This is a genomic window from Mycobacterium sp. E3339 (genome assembly GCF_001666915.1).
In the GTDB taxonomy this organism is placed as follows: domain Bacteria; phylum Actinomycetota; class Actinomycetes; order Mycobacteriales; family Mycobacteriaceae; genus Mycobacterium.
Window position 1 is genome coordinate 1 of sequence record NZ_LZIZ01000133.1, and the last position, 17,585, is coordinate 17,585.

The window sequence follows — 17,585 nt, forward strand, 5'->3', positions numbered from 1 at the left end:
CTGCCCGGCGCGAACCGGCGCTCGCGGAAGCCGTCGAGGTCGATCTTGAGTCGGCGGAACGAGTCCTCGCGCGCGTCGATCAGCGCGTCCATGCTGCTCAGGATCCGCTCGATGCCCTCGGCGTCCTTGGGCGACACGATGTCGGTGACGTGCGGCAGGGACGCCACCTGGGCGAGCGTCGCGCCGCCGATGCAGAAGAACGTGACGCGCGACGGGGTGTACATCGTTGCCGCCGAACACATCAGCGTCATCAGCGTGGTGGTCTTGCCGCGCTGCTTGGCCCCCACCACGATGACATTGCTGCGCAGCGCGTCGACCGCGTGCACGATCTGCTTGGACTCTTCGGGAATGTCCATCACGCCCACCGGGAACATCAGGCCCGGGTTCTGGCCGTAGTCGACGTGCCACGGCTTGCCCCGGTAGGCCGCCACCAGGGTGTCGACGGGCTCGGGGTCCTCCAGCGGCTCCAGCCAGGGGCGGCGCGGCGACCGGTGCGGAACGTCATGCAGCGATTCCCGCAGCACGTCGACGATCTTCTTTCGCTTGAAACCGTCGTCGTGGTAGAGGAATTCGTCGGGCTCGGAGTCCACGGCGGCGGCCGCTTCCAGCGCCGCCGCGTCCGATGCGTCGAGCGGCTGGAACTGCCAGTTGTACAGCCGCGGCTTGGTCAACGTCATGTCGACGGTGGTCGCCACCTCCTTGGCCTTCGGCACGACGAACGGGGCCGAGAGGTAGAAGCAGCGGAACGGCTCCAGGTCGCGTGGCCCGACCTTGAGCAGCGCGAAACCGTTCTCCTTCGACGGCAGGTGGTAGGCCGCGTCCGAGCCGATCACCTCGCGGCTGTCGTCACCGGATTCCGCCCTCAGCGCGATCCGGAACGCGATGTTGGACTTGACCTTCTGCAGCGACGACAGGTCCAGCCGCTGGCCGCCCAGCATGAAGAACACGTTGGCGCCGCGGCCCTCCTGACCGATGTGGATGATCAAATTGATCCACTTCTCGTGATTGGCAAAGAGTTCCAGGTACTCGTCGACGATCACGAGCAGCACCGGCACCGGCGGCAGGTCCCGGCCGGCGAGCCGGATCTCTTCGTAGTCGTTGGCGTCGCGGGCACCGACCGACGTGAACAGCTCATAGCGTTGCTTGATCTCGCCGTCGATGACACGGCGCATGCGCTCGGCCAGGTGCCGCTCGTCCTTGCCCAGGTTCGACAGGGCGGCCACAACGTGCGGGATGCCCAGGATGTCCTGGGCCGCCGACTCGAACTTCATGTCGACGAAGATGACGTTGAACGTCTCCGGTGAATGCGTCAGCGCGATGCCGTAGACCAACGACAGGAAGAACTCCGACTTGCCCGATCCGCTGGTGCCGATCACCACGGAGTGAAACCCGAAGCCGCCGAAGTCCTTTGCGCGGATGATGATGTTCTGCAGCTCCCCGGTCGGTTTCGCGCCGACCGGGATCTCGCACCAGCGCTCGTCGCCGCGGCCGCGCCGCTCGGCCCACAGCCGGTCGACGTCCAATTCGCGCGGATCGACGATGCCCAGCGCGCGCAACAACTCGGCGGCGCCGCCGGTCGAATCGGCGATTTCGCTGCGGCTGGTCGGTGACCACCGCGCCATGGCCCGCGCGTACCGGTAGGCGCGGTGGATCGACAGCTGGTCGGCATGAGCGAAGAACTTGCCGCGCACCCGCAGCAGCGGGGCCGGGCGCCCGTCTTCGCCGTCGGCGTCGAAGCCGTTGCGGCCGAATCGGACTTCACCGTTTCCCGCCGCGGGGTGCCGCTCCCCCATCTCGAAGACCTGGTCCTGCGCGAAGCCCACTCCAGTGCCGACGCGCGATGCGATGCGCAGCAACGTGATTCCGGCCTTACCGACCTGCCCCACGACGCTCTCCCAGGCGTCGGGGCTGCCGGTGTTGTCGTCGACGATCACCAGGTGCGGCCCCAGATCCACGGTGTCGGTTCCGGTCTCGAGCGCCGACCCCATCGCGGTCGGGCTGGCCGCCGCCAGCGGTGTCCAGGCGCCGCGCTTTCCCTTCATGTGCAGCTCGGCGCCGAGGGTCTCCTCCAGCTCCTCCGGCGTCGCGAATACCAGGCGCCGAAAGCCACACGCATCAAACAGTTCGTCGTGCAGGTTGTGGGGCAGCCACACCATCCACGACCACACCTCGGGATTGCGGGTGACCACCATCAATTTCAGGTCGCGCGGGTTGTGGAACACCGCCAGGGACGACAACACCGATCGCATCAGCGAGCGCAGCCGGTCCAGGTCCTCCCCGACGAAGCTGAACCCCGGCGCCGACCGCAGGTTGACCACCTTCGCAATGTCGCGAATCTTGCGCTGTTCCAGGATGAAATCGCGCAGAGCCTGGCCGGTGACGGGTTCGAGCTCCTCATCGGAGGCGATGTCGGGCCAGGTCACCGACAACACGGAGTCGGGCGCGTGTTGCACGCCGGTGCCCAGCCGCACCTCCAGGAAGTCCACGTCACCGCGGCCGCGCTCCCACATCCGCGGGCCGCCGATGATCGCCCCCAGCCCGCGCGGGTCCGAGTGCACCGCGTTCTGCCATTCGCGCTGCGCGCATACCGCAGACTGGATTTCGTCGCGGTTCGAGTCGAGGTCGCGAAGGTAGCGCCGACGGCCCTTCTCCATCTCGCCCCAAGTGATCTTGCGCGCCCGCCCGAAGCGCCCGGAGAACGCCAGCATGCTGAACGCGCCGATGCCCATCAGCGGGAAGAACCCGGTGGAGAGGCTGCGCACCCCGGACACGTAGAGCATCACGATGGTGCCGATGAGCGCGACGATCAGCGCCGGCACCCCGATCATCACCCAGATATTGCGCGGCTCGCGCTCCGGCAGGGCGATCGGCGCATTCGGTGCTACCCGAACGGGTTTCGGCGGTTCGATCTTGACCCGATTGATGGGGAACGCTTTCTTGGACATCCCTAGCCTCCCGCCTTCGCCGATGTCGTCACCACAGCCGCCTTACCGAGCGCCGGCACCGTGTCACGAGCCACGAGCGCTGCCTCCCGCGACAAGGCCGGGCCGGCAGCGAAAGTCCGCAACAACGGCCACGGCGCCTGCACCGCCGAGGCCGGATCCAGCCCCAGCGCGCGCATCGTGTCGTCGTTCGCGGCGATGCCGAACCGAACGCCGTTGTCGGACACCCAGAACAACGATTCACGAGAGTCGGACGTGATCACCCCACTCGTCGAGGTGACGAAGTTCGCCGCCCCGGGCAGCACCAGCACCTGGTTGGCCACCACCGACCCGGGGTCGCGGTCGTCGCGCACCAGGTGCACGATCCGGTCGTCGAGGTACGAATACACCGGTAGCCCGCGGCCGTTGTAGATGACGACGCGGGCTTGCGGATCCGTCGAGCCCTTTTCCCAGCTGACGCAGGTGGTCGGATTCGCCGCCGTATCAATGAAATTCAGGCGCTTCGTCGGGTAGTAGTCGACCGCGAGCGAGTTGACTTGGGGGATGTTCACCAAGACGTCGGGCGCCACCACCCGGGGTGCCGTCGACCCGTACGAATTGGCGCTGCGGAGCAGATCCGCGACGAAGCTGGTGATCTTTTGCACGCCGTCTGGCAGCAGCACATAGAACTGCTTGCCGCCACCGGTGGTTTGCGCCTGCAGCACCGCACCCACCTGCGAGCCCGAAACCCAGGTCGACGGCGCGCCCGCCTGGGGAACGTCGGGGACGCGCAGCGGCTCGGTCGCGGGCAGGCCGTCGTACAGCGCGCGCGAAATCTCCACCGGCGACGTCACTCCCGGGTCGAGCCCCAAGCTCAGGGTGATCGCCCTGCTGGCGGGATCGACCTGCGAGCGTTTGCCGCCCCAGATCACGTAGGTATTGCCCTCGAACGTCACGAGCAGGCCGGCGTCCTCGGCCAGCGGTTCAGCGCGTCCGCCGCCGTTGAGTGTCCCCGCAATTGAGGTGACGACCGGTTTCTCGCCACTGCGCGGGCGCCCGGCGGTATCGCAGACCGCCCATGCCGAAATCCCGCCCCGGTTCACCGGCATCGCCGCGGGCGCACCCGGTATGCCGATCAGCGGCCCGGTCGGATACTTGGCGATCTCGCTGCGCTTCACCCACGTCGGCTGGTTCGCCGTCCCGGTGGCCAGCCGGGCGGACGTCAGGTTCAGGGCCGGATAGAGCCGGCCGTCGATGCGCGCGTAGATCGCGCCGGAATCACGATCGCCGATGATCGATGATTCACCAACTGCGCCAGTCGGTTTCAGAACGTTCAGCAGCAACATCCATCCGGCGCCGATGGCCACCAACAAGATTGACAACACCAACGCGGCGGTCTGCTTGCGGTCGTCGTGCTTCATGCGCACCGAGAAACGGGTGGTCGCCGCCCGCAACCGTCGGTTGTAGAACAGGTGACCGGAATTCTGGTCGCGGTTCGACAAACTCAGCGGCATGCTCAATACCCCTTCGGTGATCGGCGAGGATCGGCCTGCTGAATCCGATCGGCCAAATTCGACGCGTCGGCGGCAACGCCGTAGCGGCCCATCGCGTAGTTGATGAACGCGCACGCCTGGGCCAGAAGGTCGTGGATGTCGCGGGACGTTCCCGGCTGGTGATAGGCCGCGAACGTCGGGCCGATGAACTGCCAGGCGCCCTTGCTCGGCGTGCCCCGCGCCGCGTTCGAGTCCCAGTCGTTGACCGCGTTGGCGTTGTAATTGGACTCGCGGCGGGCCACCAGATCCATGCCGCGCTCCCAACGGGCGCGCGCGGCCGGGTCGTGAATGCCCTTGATATCCAAGGCTTTGCGGATCGCCGCTAGGACGGCCGGCCGGCCGGTGCCCTGCATGTGTTCTCGCCTTCGTCGGTAGCGCAGCCGCCCCAGTTTTAACGCGTGCAACCGGGCACGGCGGCGGGATATCAGGATGTGCCGGTGCTGGGCGCGTAACCGCGCCGCCATTCGGGCCATCGCCTCGCGATGCGCCATCGGGGTGTCGGCCGACGCGTCGGCGATTGCGTCGTCGAGTACTGCCCGGGTGGCCGCCCGCGCTTGCGCGTGATCGGCGCGGGTCGCGGTCATGATTCGTGCGAGTTCACGGTCGGTGTCGGCGGACCTGCGGAGGTCGTCGAGCGCGTTGATGGACCTTCGCGCCGCGGCGCCAGGAAGGCCGTCGGTTTTGAGCTCGCGGGGTTCGTACACGCGGTCGACCGGAGCCGCGATGGTCTCGCGCGCAAACAATCCGTGGCCGCGGGACAGCGCCGCGACCGCCCGCATCGTCAGCGGATCAGTCAACGCTTGTCCCCTATGCGTCCATCCGTCCTGGACACTCGAGCTGCTCCCACACCCCTTGGTCGCGAAAATCCGTACTCAATAGCATGCACGAATAGGCAGTTCCGCTGTCAATAACGAGCTCGTTTGACCCTACTGCCGAGCGGTTGACCCGACCACTCACCCATCAAGGGCGTGGGAATGGCTTGCGGTGCCGCCTATTCCTTCGGCTCGTCCTCGCTCGGCATGATCACGATGCGCCGGTTCGGCCGGTTGGTGACGACGGTCGGCTTGTCCTCACCGGGCTTGGGCCCGGGGGCGGCCGGCGGCATCGTCAGGCGGCCCTTGACGGGCTGACCGTTGGGCACGCCCGGGGCGGAGATCCGCTTTTCCGGTGGCTTCTCTTTGTTGCCGCCTTCGCCGTGCCCGCCCATCGCGCCGGGGGGCATCATGCCCATCCCGCCCATACCGCCGGGGCCAGTGGTGGTCGGCGCGCCGCTAACCGGCGGCGGCATGGCCGCCTTGGACGCCCCGGCCGGCGTCGTCGGCGGGGAAGAGCTGGGCACCGGAGGCGGGCCCAAGGAACTGGCTGGGGTGGTGCCCCCGCCGCCACCTCCGAGGCCGGCGCCGCCGCCGCCCGAGCCCGCGCCGCCGCCGAGGCCCGCGTCGGGTTTGACGCTGTCGGCCAGATGCGGGTCACTGGCGAGGCCGGCGCCGTGGGCGCCTTGAACCGCGCTCATCAGCGGTTGGATGGCGCTTTGGCCGGCCTGCATCGCCTGCTGGGGCAGCTGCGTCAGCGGGCCCATGATGCCGCCGACCGCGCCGCCCAGCGCGCCGGTGATGCTTTGCAGCATCTGCTGCATCATCTGCGGGGCTTGCTGGCCGACGTTCTGCATCTGTTGCTGTGAATCCGCTTCATTGGCGGGGAATTTCGCTGCAGCATCAGCGGCGTGCGCACGACGGTCAGCATCTGCCGCTGCGGCGTCGGCGGCGTCTTTCGGGACCCCGCCGTTGCCGGCGGCTCCGAGCGCTCCCCGGAGTATGTCGGTCTGGCTGGTTCCGCCCGCGGAGAGGGGGAAGGGCATCGGCGCCGGCGCCTCGGGGGCACCGGCCAGTCCGCCCAGCACGGCCGGGGTGTTTTTGATGGTGCCGCCGCCCCCAGTCATTGCCTCACCTCCACCCCGTTTGCCAAGTCTGCAGCCGCTTCGTGTGCACTCACGCACCACGCGATTCGTTTGCACCATTTTGGCATAACGCGCCGCAATGGGTATTCACCTCGACTTTCGAGGTGCTCTAGGCGGCACTGTGATGGCTGATCACGTCGAACCAGGCCAGGTGGTAGTTCGCGAGGTATTCATGCCCGTCGATCAGTGCCTCGATTGCCGCGAGGAGCATCCAGTCTCCGACGGCGACCGCATCGTGGTCAGGGTATGCCGCCAGCACCGAATTCTGGATATCGCCGATGCAACTGCGCAGAAGCCCGGTTTCGTTCTCGAGCACCCCGGTCTTTCGTACCGCTGGCGTCACGAGCGCCTGCGCAATTCGGGGCAGGCCGTCGCGTCGTCGTACGGCTTCGACGAGCGCTGGTCCTAGCTCGTCCACTGGCGGTGCGCCCGCGCGGGCTGGCCGATCGCCGCTCAGCGCGGGTGCTTCCGGGTCCGATTCGGCCACGTAGGTGTTGTGCTCGTGCGCGGCGGCAACCACGACCGCGCCCAGAAGATCGACCACGTTCGCGTCCCGCCGGCGTGCGGCCGGTTCGAGCAGCGTCACGTGTGCGGGCAAGCGGACGTGCGGCGGAATCCATCCGCCAGCGAGGTCGGTGACGAGGAGGGTGGTGGTGCCGTCGTCTCGTAGACCCGCCGCCCATGAAAGCCGCGGCTCTTGGCGGGCCACCGCATCGACGAGGCGCTGGAGACGCTGCTGCTCGGCAGCCCTGCTCGATACCGCACCGGCCGTCGCGCCGGTTGCCGCCGACATAGCTGACGCGCCGACCATGCTCGACGAGTTGGCGCCGCCCTGAGTGCCGGCGGCTCCCTGCGCCGCGCGCTCCACGGGCGAAACAACGGGGCCGCCGGCCGACGGGGACGAACCCGGCGACGGCGCGACCGGTGCTCCCGACACCGGTCCGGCCGGAGCTGATGGCGTGACAGGCGGTGCTGCCACCGTGGGGCGCAGATCTGAGCCGTATGCGGGTAATGGGCCAGCGGGGACACTCGGGCCACCGGACAGCGAGGCCGGCGTTCCAGACCACGATCCACCCGCCACTACTGGCGCGACCGGAGCGGCTCCTGTTGCCGGGGCAGCCGGGGCGGGCGGCGGGGCCGCATCAGTCGGAGTGGCCTGTGGAATGAAGACGCCGGCGCTGGGTGCGGTCGGCGCGACCGGTGGTGTGCCCGCCGGTGGCCCGGCTTGCGGCGGTGTGCCGGATTCCATCGCGCTGACTGCGCCTGACGAAATGCCTTGTGCACCAGCACCTGCCGGCTGCCCCGTTGCCATGCCGGAAGCGAAAGATTGCGCCAAGTTCGGTGAGCCGGTTTGTCCCAGGCTGGCGGGTGACATCGTCATCGGACTGCTGGGTGTCCCCGGCATTCCGGGAGATACCGACCCGCCGCCGCCAGGCATGTGCAGACCCGCACTGGAAACAGGCACACCGGCTGATGGCACTCCACGACCCGCCCCATCACTGCCGACAGGCGACACTCCTGGCCCGTGCGGGCCTCCGCCAAAGGATCCGGGGCCGCGACCGTGACCCGCCCCGTCGCCGCCAACCGCGGGTGCTGGTGCTGGCGTCCCGCCCGGACCGGGCGGGACGCCGCCGCCTCCAGCTGCACCATCGCCGCCAACGGCTGAGTGTGGGGGTTCTAGATCCTCGCCCGTGAGCGGCTTGGGTGGTCGAACATCACTGTTCTGAAAGCCGTTTTCACGAGCCCACGTTCGCGCGTCGGCACCGACGCCGTCAGCATCGAGGATCTTCTGCGTTGCGGCCGTGAGTTTGTCGCCTGCGTTCATGCTCGCGTTCGCCGCATCGCCGTTACATCGCAACTGCACAGCCTGTACCTCCGCTACCTTTTCAGGCAGAGGCTTTTTAGACGCGAGTATCGCGTCTATCTCTTTGTTGCCCTCATTCGCAATATCCGTCAACCGGCTTCGCAGATAGTCGACTGCATCTGCAGCCGAGTCAAAAGCTCCAGCCTTGATCTGATATTTCTCGGCAAGGTCCATGTGGAACTTCTCACCTTGTTGATATCTGGATATAAGGTCGTCCGCCGTGTGGCCCTGATTATGTGCGGCCACCAATGTCCATTGGGTGCGCAAGTCCTGCGAATACAATTGTTGCTCGAGACATGCTTGGCGCCAGTGTTGAGCGCCGGCGCGGAGGTCAATCGGCGGTCCTGTCCACCAAGGACCAATTAGCGCCGCCGTCCATATACCGGGCGGAAGGTCAACCCCCACCACCGCATACCCTTTTTATGACGGCATCCTTCGCGTTCACGTCATCAACTGCTGCGCGGAATTCAGGCTCGGTAGCGGCACCCTCGCTGCTTTTCGCGGTGTCGGACAAATACGCCGTCGCGAGTGCCTGCGCCGCGTTCCGATGTTCGGCATCGAGCGCCGGATTCGCCGCAGCATTTCCCAGCAATACGGCAGCATTAGTAAGGGCGATACGCGCGAACGCCTTATCGCTTCCATTGGTGTCGACCTGGACTGCCCGCGCGGCCAAACCGTAGGTATCGCACAGTTGTCGTTGCGCCGCTGCGACCTCAGATGCGGTGTAGGTGGGCGTGCTGGAGATCGCAGGAGAGCGTGCCACCGTGGGGCGTGTCAGTCCCACAACAAGCGCAGCTACTGCTATCGCGGACGTCAATCCCAGCGCTGCCAGCTGCCATCGGCTTGACCGCGAGACTGGCGGGCCAGAATAGGTCTGAGTCCAAGTCGCCGCCGGCGGCTGAGGGATCGGCCCCTGTCCGGATCCCCAAAGAGGCTGGTTCCCCACCCTACGTCTCCCTCTCAAATCTTTTTGGGCCAGTTGAGACTGCTTCCTGATCACCTGTATAGCCGCAATATCCATAGTGGTGCAGGTGAGGGACAGCAGCAATTCACCCTGACCGCTAATTCATTGCCCTCGGGCTGTCCGTCGCACGCCGACGCAAATCGCGAGCGTCCACACCACGCCACTCTCTGTACTCCCAGCTCGCCTCGGACTGGAGCTGCGTCGTGCTCGGCGCTCCCACGTACGGGCCCTCGTTCGAGCGTTAGACCAGGTCTCAAGCGCCCGGGAACGCTAGGCCCTTGTTGATTGGGTGCCGCGGGTCCATTCGCAAGGGTCAGCCACCGCAAATCCTTTTCATCGTGCCGTCGGCGGCATTGACGTCCGCCACCGCCGCTTGCCATGCTGGATCGCTGCTGCCGTTGACCACGCTGCCAACAGCTGTCAGGTCGCGGTACGTGCGCGCAAGGGCTAACGCGGCTGAGCGGTCATCAGGCTTGAGAGCGGGACGAGCCGCTGCCGCTTCGAGCATTACTGCGCCGTTCACCGTGGCAATGCGAGCAAGCGCTGTGCCCCCGCCGTTCGATTCGATTTGCACCGCGCGCGCGGCGCGCGAGTAAGCGTCGCACAACTGTTGTTGAGCGGCAGCGGTGTCGGCAGCGGAGTATGTAGGTGGCGTCGAAGCCGTTGACGACGGTGCCGAAGTCGTCGGTCTTGTGAGGACCACAGCAAGGGCAGCTATGGCCGTTACGAGGGCGAGCGCAGCCAGTGCAATCCCAGGCCATGCGCGTGAGCGTTGCGGCGGCTGAGTCGAATATGGCGGCCACGGGGCGGGTTGCCCCCCGGGTATATCCCTCCCAAAGTTAGGAGTGAGGTTCTCTGCCATACGCCCTCCTATCGGTCCATCGGCCCGCTCGCGAGAAATCTCGCGTTGCCGCGGATATGTCAACCACAATGATCATCGTCAACAACCGCGCGTCACCGCCCGCCCGCCAAAATTTATGTAAGCGTCAACTGCAGCATTGCCCGCCCGAGTCGTCAACTTTTCAAGTGCAAGCGCTAAACCGTTCTTCAAGAGCAGTATTTTCGCATTCTTAGCCGGTGATGCTGAGATCGGTTGCGGTACAAAAGGTCTCGACTTGCACATGCTCGAAGCCTGGGCAGCGCCGCCAGCGGCGTAGCGCGGCCAGTCGTCGTCTGAGACGTTGGCCGCAAGCTATTCAAGGCGGCTGACCGGCAAATCACGTGCCTCCGCATACCTTCTTCATCGCAGCATCTTTCGCATTGACATCATCGACTGTTGCCCGCCAAGCGGGATCTTCGCGCTGTAGTTGGCTTCCCATCGCAGTGGCATTGGTGTAGGCCGCGGCAAGCGTAAGGGCGGCGGCTTGGTCACTTGCCGCCAACGCAGGAGCTGACGTCACAGCTTGCTGCAGCATCACTGCCGCATTAACGGATGCGACGCCAGCCAATGCCGGATTGTCACCATTGGTGTCGATTTGAACGGCTCGTGCGGCGACTTTGTATACGTCACATAGCTTCTTGTGCGCGTCTGCGGCTTGCGTCGAGGCATCGTTCGGTGCCGAGGAGGTCGTTGTGGTTGCAGAGGAGCTGCTTGTAGACCGCGCGGACGCGACAACGAGGGCTACTGCGCCCAGCACAACGGCGAGCGATGCCAAGGCAACGGCTGGCCATGTGCGGAGATGCCTTGGTTGATGCGGAGAGGTCGGTTGCCGCTGAACCGGCGGCGGTTGCCCGCCGAAGTTTGTAGGTACATCCCGCATGCCGCCCTCCTTCCGCCGCCTCGTTCACGGTAGGAGCCATTTTCTTGGATTGTCCACATGCATTGGATCTCAATGCCGCAACGACGCCCCTTACCGGTGGGCTTGCGGCCGGGAAGTCGCGGGTTTCGGTTGCAGAGCCGGCCAAGGCCCTAGCACTAGCTGGGACGCGGTTTCTGCATGCCGATCTTCATCCACGACAGCATTGCGGTTGGAGCAGGCAATGTTAAACGAACCCGCCTAACTGCTAGCTTCGATGCCGCTTGGTACTTGACGCCACTTGGGCGTCCGCCAGTTCGTACCCTCACACCCGAGACGCCGGAGCCGACCCCGGTCGCACAGCCTGCATTTCGCCGGCGTTGTGCTGATCCATACTCGTGAACCCTCGGGCCGCGTAGTGCGCCTTCGAACCGACATCGGTCAGCGTCTGCTTGTGGCCCTGCAAGTTCTCAACGTGTCGCGTGTGCGCGGCGCTGAGCGCCTCGTGAAAGGAATCGGCGGCGGCGAAGTCGCCGAACATGCCGGATGCCAGCGGCCCCCGCGCAAGCTGATCGGCGCCCTCTTGTGCGTGCCCGCCAGCGCGATGCGAGTCGTTGCCTCCGGTGTGCAGAAGCTCCGTGTCGACGAACATTGCCACCCCTTCCTCGTCGACCGCGGCGACAACTCCATCACCTCAAGACGCCGCTACTGATCAGGCTAAATACGCCGCCCGCAGCGGTCAATTCACCGATCTCCCCGAAGAGAAGCGCTTCACAACGCGCTCGCGCCGTCGGCCAGCCCGTCCCCGTCCGAATCGGTCAGCCGCACGTTCCACTTGCCGTCGCCGTCGGTGTCGACGTACCCGGTGACGCCGTCCTCGTCGGCGCACACCACCCGGTCGGCCAGCCCGTCGTTGTCGGTATCAAACAGCCGGTCATCGGCGCTGCCGTGGCCGTCGAAGTCGACCAGCGGGCCGCCGGTGTGCTCGACACCGTCGAGCCCGAGCCACCGCAGTTGCCGTCCCTGTTCGGTGGCGATCCCCCACGTGCCCGAACCATCGTCGGTGAAGTACGCCTCGGGAGTGCCGTCGTTGTCCACGTCGAGCACCAAATGATCGGCGATGCCGTCGCCATCGAGATCCGCGAACGCGTCGTCGTGCAGTCCATCACCGTCGAAGTCCAGGCCGAAAGCGTCGAGTCGGCCGTCACCGTCGAGGTCCAGATCGAGTTGGCGGTGCCAGATCGCCGCCGCGCCGTCATCGCCCGCCATGCAGTAGTCCATGGCAAGTCGGACGCGCGACCGGCGCTACGCGTTCCCCCGCGAACTCCACCAGTTCAGCAGTTCCGCGGTCGCCTCGTCGGCGGACAGCGGTCCGCGCTCCAGCCGCAGCTCCTTCAAAAAACGCCACGCCTCGCCGACTTGCGGGCCCGCCGGGATGTGGAGTAGCTCCATGATCTGGTTGCCGTCCAAATCGGGACGCACCCGCGCCAGATCCTCCTTGGCGGCCAGCTCGACGATCCGCTCCTCCAGCCGGTCGTAGCTCGCTTGCAGCCGCGCGGCCCGGCGCTTGTTGCGCGTCGTGCAGTCGGCGCGCACCAGCTTGTGCAGCCGGGGCAGCAGCGGCCCGGCGTCGGTGACGTAGCGCCGCACCGCCGAATCGGTCCACTTGCCCTCGCCGTATCCGTGGAACCGCAAGTGCAGATACACCAGCTGCGAGACGTCCTCGATCATCTGCTTCGAATACTTCAACGCCCGCAATCGTTTTCGCGCCATTTTGGCGCCCACCACCTCGTGGTGATGGAAGCTCACGCCGCCGTCGGCTTCATGCCGCCGGGTGGCGGGCTTGCCGATGTCATGCAGCAGCGCGGCCCAGCGCAGCACCAGATCCGGGCCGTCATCCTCCAGCGCGATGGCCTGCCGCAGCACCGTCAGCGAATGCTGGTAGACGTCCTTGTGCTGGTGGTGTTCGTCGATGGCCATCCGCATGCCGCCGACCTCAGGCAGCACCACGTCACCCATGCCGGTCTGCACCAGCAGATCGATGCCAGCCACCGGGTCGTCGCCGAGCAGCAGCTTGTCGAGCTCGGCGGCCACCCGCTCGGCGCTGATCCGCGCCAGTTCGGGCGCCATCTCCTCGATCGCCTCGCGCACCCGCGGGGCGACGGCGAAGCCGAGCTGCGAAACGAACCGCGCCGCCCGCAGCATCCGCAGCGGGTCGTCACCGAACGACACCGACGGTGCCGCCGGGGTGTCGAGCACCCGTTCACGCAGCGCCGCCAAACCACCCAAGGGGTCGAGGAATTCGCCGGGCCCGGCGGGCGTGACGCGCACGGCCATCGCGTTGGCGGTGAAATCGCGGCGCACCAGATCGTCCTCGAGGCGGTCGCCGTACCGCACCTCGGGGTTACGCGAAACCCGGTCGTAGGTGTCGGCGCGGAACGTGGTGATTTCCAGGCGATGGCCGTCCTTGCCGACGCCGACCGTGCCGAATTCGATGCCGGTGTCCCACAGGTTGTCGGCCCAGCGGCCCAGGATTTGTTGCACCTGCTCCGGGCGGGCGTCGGTGGTGAAGTCCAAGTCGGGACTCAACCTGCCCAGCAGCGCATCTCGCACCGAGCCGCCGACGAGGTACAGCTCGTGTCCCGAGCCCTCGAACGCCGAGCCCAGCTCGCGCAGCATGGGCGCGTGTTGGTTCAGGGCCACCTGGGCGGCGGCGAGCAGCTCGACATCGGCTTCGGGCACGTTCGATCAGCCTAGTAGGCGGGCGCGACCATCACCGCGGTGCGCCATCGCGCGGCCCGCTAGCGGCGAGTATGTCCTGGGAGACGATGTCGTGCCAGCTACTATCGCTTGGGTGTCGGACGGCGAACAACGCAAGCCACGTCGACGCCGGGGGCGGCGGCGCGGTCGTGGGGCGGCTAGTTCGACCGAGAACCAGACGAACGGCCAAGCGCCCGCGGACTCGACGGCGACGAAATCGCGCCGATCCCGTTCGCCTCGCCGCGCGCCGGATCGGCTGCGCACCGTGCACGAAACCTCCGCCGGGGGCTTGGTCATCGACGGCCTCGACGGTCCGCGTGACGCCCAGGTCGCCGCGTTGATCGGCCGCGTCGACCGGCGAGGGCGGATGTTGTGGTCGCTGCCCAAGGGCCACATCGAACTCGGTGAGACCGCGGAACAGACCGCTATAAGAGAGGTCGCCGAAGAGACCGGCATCCGCGGCAGCGTGCTGGCCGCGCTGGGACGCATCGACTACTGGTTCGTCACCGACGGCCGCCGCGTCCACAAGACGGTCCACCATTATTTGATGCGCTTCTCCGGCGGCGAGTTGTCCGACGAGGACCTCGAAGTGGCCGAGGTGGCTTGGGTACCCATCCACGAGCTGCCGTCGAAGCTGGCCTACGCCGACGAACGTCGTCTGGCCCGCGTGGCCGACGAGCTGATCGACAAGCTGCAGAGCGACGGCCCCGCCGCGCTGCCGCCGCTGCCGCCGACCTCTCCCCGGCGCCGCCCGCAAACGCATTCGCGGACCCGGCACGCCGACAAGCCGGCCACCAGCCGGAAGAACGGCCACGGGCCCGGGCCGTGACGGCATCCCGACTCTGCCTGTTGCGCCTCGCGGCGGTGATCGGCATCGTGGCCGGCTTTGCGATGCTCACCGGTCCCGTCATGCCGCGCGCGGGTGCGGGCGAGCCCGGCACCACACCTTTCGTCCGGGTCCGCATCGACCAAGTCACCCCGGACGTGGTCACCACGTCCAGTCCACCCGTCGTCACCGTCAGCGGCATGGTGACCAACATCGGTGACCGCCCCGTCCGCGACGTGATGGTCCGGCTCGAACACGCGGGGGCGGTCACCGCGTCGGCGAGCCTGCGGACCACCCTGGACGGCGACACCGACCAATACCAGCCCGCCGCCGACTTCCTCACGGTCGCTCCCGAGTTACAGCGGGGCCAGCAGGTCGGCTTCACCCTGTCGGCGCCGCTGCGCTCGTTGACCAAGCAGTCGCTGGGCATCGACCAGCCCGGCATCTACCCGGTCTTGGTCAACGTCAACGCCACGCCCGACTACGGCGCCCCCGCGCGGCTCGACAACGCGCGCTTCCTGCTGCCCGTCGTCGGGGTGCCCCCCGACCAGGGCGGTGATCTGGGCTCGGCCGTCGCGCCCGACACGTCCAAACCCGTGTGGATCACGATGCTGTGGCCGCTGGCCGACCGGCCCCGGCTCGCGCCCGGTGTGCCCGGCGGCACCATCCCGGTGCGCCTGGTCGACGACGACCTGGCCACCTCGCTGGCCAGCGGCGGCCGGCTGGACGTCCTGCTGTCGGCGGCCGAAGTCGCCACCAGCCACGACGTCGACCCCGACGGCGCCGTCGGCCGGGCACTCTGTTTGGCCGTGGACCCCGACCTGCTGGTCACCATCAACGCGATGACCGCCGGCTACGTGGTGTCCGATTCGCCCGACGGCCCCGCTCAACTCCCCGGCACGCCGACCCATCCGGGCGCCGGGCAAGCCGCCGCGGTCGAGTGGCTCAACCGGCTGCGGGCCCTGGCGCACCGCACCTGCGTGGCGCCGCTGCCCTACGCGCAAGCCGACCTGGGAGCCCTGCAGCGCGTCAACGATCGGGGGCTCAGCGCCGCCGCCACCACCGGTGTCAACAGCATCGTCGACCGCATCCTGGACGTGGCCTCCGTGCGGGGGGCCACGTTGCTGCCCGACGGGCCGTTGACCAACGGCGCGGTCAACCTGCTCGGCGCCAACGAGAGCACCGTCGCCGTCGCCGCGGCCAACTTGTCCGCAACGGACGCGTCCGCCGAGGCCAACGTCGACACCGCGCCCCGGCGCGTCTCCCCGCAAGTGGTGGTCGCCCCCTTCGACCCGGCGGTCGGCGCCGCACTGGCCGGCGCGGGAAGCTCACCCGCGGTCCCCACCTACCTGGACCCCTCGCTGAGCGTCCGGCTGTCCCATGACTCGGTGACCGCGCGCCGCCAGGACGCCCTGGGCTCGATGTTCTGGCACGCCCTGCGCCACGACGACGCGCCGCGCACCCAGATCCTGGTCCCGCCGGCGACCTGGAACCTGCAGGCCGACGACGCGCACGTCATCCTGACCGCGCTGACCACCAGCATCCGCTCCGGCCTGGCGGTCCCGCGCCCGTTGCCGGCGGTGGTCGCCGAGGCCGCGGCCCGCACCGAGCCGTCCGAACCGGTGGGCGCCGACACCTCCGCACGCGGCCGCTTCGACGACGACGTCACCGCCGCGGTCGCCGGGCAGGTCGGCCGGCTGTGGGGGCTGACGTCGGCGCTGAGCACCGACGAACGCACCGGGCTGACCGGCATCCAGTACACCGCCCCGCTGCGCGAAGACATGCTGCGCGCGCTGAGCCAATCCGAGCCCCCCGACACCCGCAACGGGATGGCCCAGCAGCGCCTGGCCGTCGTCGGCAAGACGATCAACGATCTGTTCGGCGCCGTCACGATCGTCAACCCGGGCGGCTCCTACACCCTGGCCACCGAGCACAGCCCGCTCCCCTTGGCGCTGCACAACGGCCTGGCCGTCCCGATCCGGGTGCGGTTGCAGGTCGACGCCCCACCGGGAATGACCGTCACCGACGTCGGCCAGATCGAGTTGCCGCCCGGATACCTGCCGCTGCGGGTGCCGATCGAGGTGAACTTCACCCAGCGGGTCGCCATCGACGTGACGTTGCGGACCCCGGACGGCATGCGGCTGGGCGACCCGGTGCGCCTGTCGGTGCATTCCAATGCCTACGGCAAGGTCCTGTTCGCGATCACCATGACGGCCGCGGCGGTGCTGGTGTTGCTGGCCGGGCGGCGACTGTGGCACCGCTTCCGCGGCCAGCCCGACCGCGCCGATTTGGACCGGCCCGATCCGCCGGGGGCCAGGTCCGCGGGCGCGCACGACGCGGCCGACGACCGGGTCGAACACGAGCACCGAGTATGAATCCCGCCCACGGGCAGGCCGCGCGGCAACACCACCGCCTGCCGCAGCCGCCGCGGCGACCCCGAACCCCCGGCTCGCCGCCCACCGGCGCCCACGCCGTGGGCCCGAATACGTTGCGGGTGTTGAGGATTGCCATGAAGACCGACGTCAGCCCGTAGGCCAGGACCTGGGGGAGCAGCAGGTAGGCGAACGCGGTGGTCAGCGGCTCGTTGACCTGCGGGACGCGGCCGAGCATGAGCCGCACCAGCAGCGGCGCGGCGAGCACCGACAGCGCGGTCGCCAACACCAGCAGCGCCGTCGTCAGCGTGACCAGGCGCCGCACGAAGGCCGCGCCGCCGTCGGGGTCGCTCTGCTCGGCGCGGGCGAGCACCGGCACGAATATCGCGGTGAAGGTCGCCTCGAGGACAAGGGCGGCCACCAGGTTCGGCAGCTGGTTGGCCACCGAGAACGCGCTGGACAGCGCGGCGCCCAGGATCGCCGCCAGCAGAACTACCCGGGCGAAGCCGGTGAGCCGGCTGACCAGCGTGGCGAACGCCATCGCCCACGACCGCGACACCAGCGCGGCGTCGGACAGTTCGGGTCGCCGGCGATCGACGCCCGCGGGGACGGGGGGCAGGGGGCCGGTGGGC

The 17,585-nt window shown here is 68.0% G+C and carries 13 protein-coding genes and 1 pseudogene; 2 read left to right on the forward strand and 12 right to left on the reverse strand.

Going from position 1 to position 17,585, the window contains the following annotated elements; translation table 11 throughout:
• From eccCa to A5702_RS12060, 11 genes are all read right to left on the reverse strand, one after another.
• Nucleotides 1-2,945 (reverse strand): type VII secretion protein EccCa (eccCa, locus tag A5702_RS12025; protein WP_068220933.1); only part of this gene is annotated, 2,945 nt, incomplete at its 3' end.
• 2 nt (nt 2,946-2,947) lie between these two features.
• Nucleotides 2,948-4,435, reverse strand: coding sequence for a type VII secretion protein EccB (gene eccB, locus A5702_RS12030; protein ID WP_068220936.1), 1,488 nt, complete (start codon nt 4,433-4,435; stop codon nt 2,948-2,950).
• A gap of 2 nt (nt 4,436-4,437) precedes the next feature.
• Nucleotides 4,438-5,271, reverse strand: a complete 834-nt coding sequence (locus tag A5702_RS12035) for a transglycosylase (protein ID WP_156669592.1) — start codon at nt 5,269-5,271, stop codon at nt 4,438-4,440.
• Between the two features lie 194 nt (nt 5,272-5,465).
• The gene (locus A5702_RS12040) at nt 5,466-6,413 is read right to left on the reverse strand and encodes a hypothetical protein (RefSeq protein WP_369817895.1); all 948 of its coding nucleotides are present in this window, start codon (nt 6,411-6,413) and stop codon (nt 5,466-5,468) included.
• A gap of 127 nt (nt 6,414-6,540) precedes the next feature.
• Nucleotides 6,541-8,700 carry a DUF5632 domain-containing protein gene (locus A5702_RS25645; RefSeq protein WP_082956041.1) on the reverse strand — a complete coding sequence of 720 codons (2,160 nt, stop codon included), beginning with the start codon at nt 8,698-8,700 and terminating at the stop codon, nt 6,541-6,543.
• Nucleotides 8,690-9,079 carry a hypothetical protein gene (locus A5702_RS25650; protein ID WP_231965047.1) on the reverse strand — a complete coding sequence of 130 codons (390 nt, stop codon included), beginning with the start codon at nt 9,077-9,079 and terminating at the stop codon, nt 8,690-8,692. The genes A5702_RS25645 and A5702_RS25650 overlap by 11 nt, the downstream gene beginning before the upstream one ends.
• A gap of 493 nt (nt 9,080-9,572) precedes the next feature.
• Nucleotides 9,573-9,782: a hypothetical protein gene (locus A5702_RS26965; protein WP_231965048.1), complete on the reverse strand. Its 210-nt coding sequence runs from the start codon at nt 9,780-9,782 to the stop codon at nt 9,573-9,575.
• Between the two features lie 694 nt (nt 9,783-10,476).
• A complete protein-coding gene (locus A5702_RS25660) occupies nt 10,477-11,019 on the reverse strand; it encodes a hypothetical protein (RefSeq protein ID WP_082956040.1) in 543 nt (180 codons plus the stop codon).
• Between the two features lie 301 nt (nt 11,020-11,320).
• Nucleotides 11,321-11,647 carry a DUF2563 family protein gene (locus A5702_RS12050; protein ID WP_068220942.1) on the reverse strand — a complete coding sequence of 109 codons (327 nt, stop codon included), beginning with the start codon at nt 11,645-11,647 and terminating at the stop codon, nt 11,321-11,323.
• Nucleotides 11,648-11,766: 119 nt separating this feature from the next.
• On the reverse strand, nt 11,767-12,276 hold the full coding sequence (locus tag A5702_RS12055) for a pullulanase (RefSeq protein WP_067816795.1): 510 nt from the start codon (nt 12,274-12,276) through the stop codon (nt 11,767-11,769).
• 24 nt (nt 12,277-12,300) lie between these two features.
• On the reverse strand, nt 12,301-13,737 hold the full coding sequence (locus tag A5702_RS12060) for a CCA tRNA nucleotidyltransferase (protein ID WP_068220945.1): 1,437 nt from the start codon (nt 13,735-13,737) through the stop codon (nt 12,301-12,303).
• Between the two features lie 112 nt (nt 13,738-13,849).
• Between A5702_RS12060 and A5702_RS12065 the strand changes: the two genes are divergently transcribed.
• Complete coding sequence (locus A5702_RS12065; protein WP_055401431.1) at nt 13,850-14,584, forward strand: NUDIX hydrolase; 735 nt, start codon at nt 13,850-13,852, stop codon at nt 14,582-14,584.
• The gene (locus tag A5702_RS12070; RefSeq protein ID WP_068220948.1) at nt 14,581-16,956 is read left to right on the forward strand and encodes a hypothetical protein; all 2,376 of its coding nucleotides are present in this window, start codon (nt 14,581-14,583) and stop codon (nt 16,954-16,956) included. Before A5702_RS12065 ends, A5702_RS12070 begins: the two co-directional genes overlap by 4 nt.
• Before the next feature lie 82 nt (nt 16,957-17,038).
• Here A5702_RS12070 and A5702_RS25665 read toward each other — a convergent pair.
• A pseudogene (locus tag A5702_RS25665) lies at nt 17,039-17,572 on the reverse strand (lipid II flippase MurJ); the annotation flags it as partial.
• Nucleotides 17,573-17,585 lie beyond the last annotated feature (13 nt).

Excerpts from the sequence above, each read along its gene's own strand:
- eccB (WP_068220936.1), bottom strand. The coding sequence starts at position 4,435 with ATGCCGCTGAGTTTGTCGAACCGCGACCAGAATTCCGGTCACCTGTTC.
- A5702_RS12040 (WP_369817895.1), bottom strand. The coding sequence starts at position 6,413 with ATGACTGGGGGCGGCGGCACCATCAAAAACACCCCGGCCGTGCTGGGC.
- A5702_RS25660 (WP_082956040.1), bottom strand. The coding sequence starts at position 11,019 with ATGCGGGATGTACCTACAAACTTCGGCGGGCAACCGCCGCCGGTTCAG.
- A5702_RS12050 (WP_068220942.1), bottom strand. The coding sequence starts at position 11,647 with ATGTTCGTCGACACGGAGCTTCTGCACACCGGAGGCAACGACTCGCAT.
- A5702_RS12055 (WP_067816795.1), bottom strand. The coding sequence starts at position 12,276 with ATGGACTACTGCATGGCGGGCGATGACGGCGCGGCGGCGATCTGGCAC.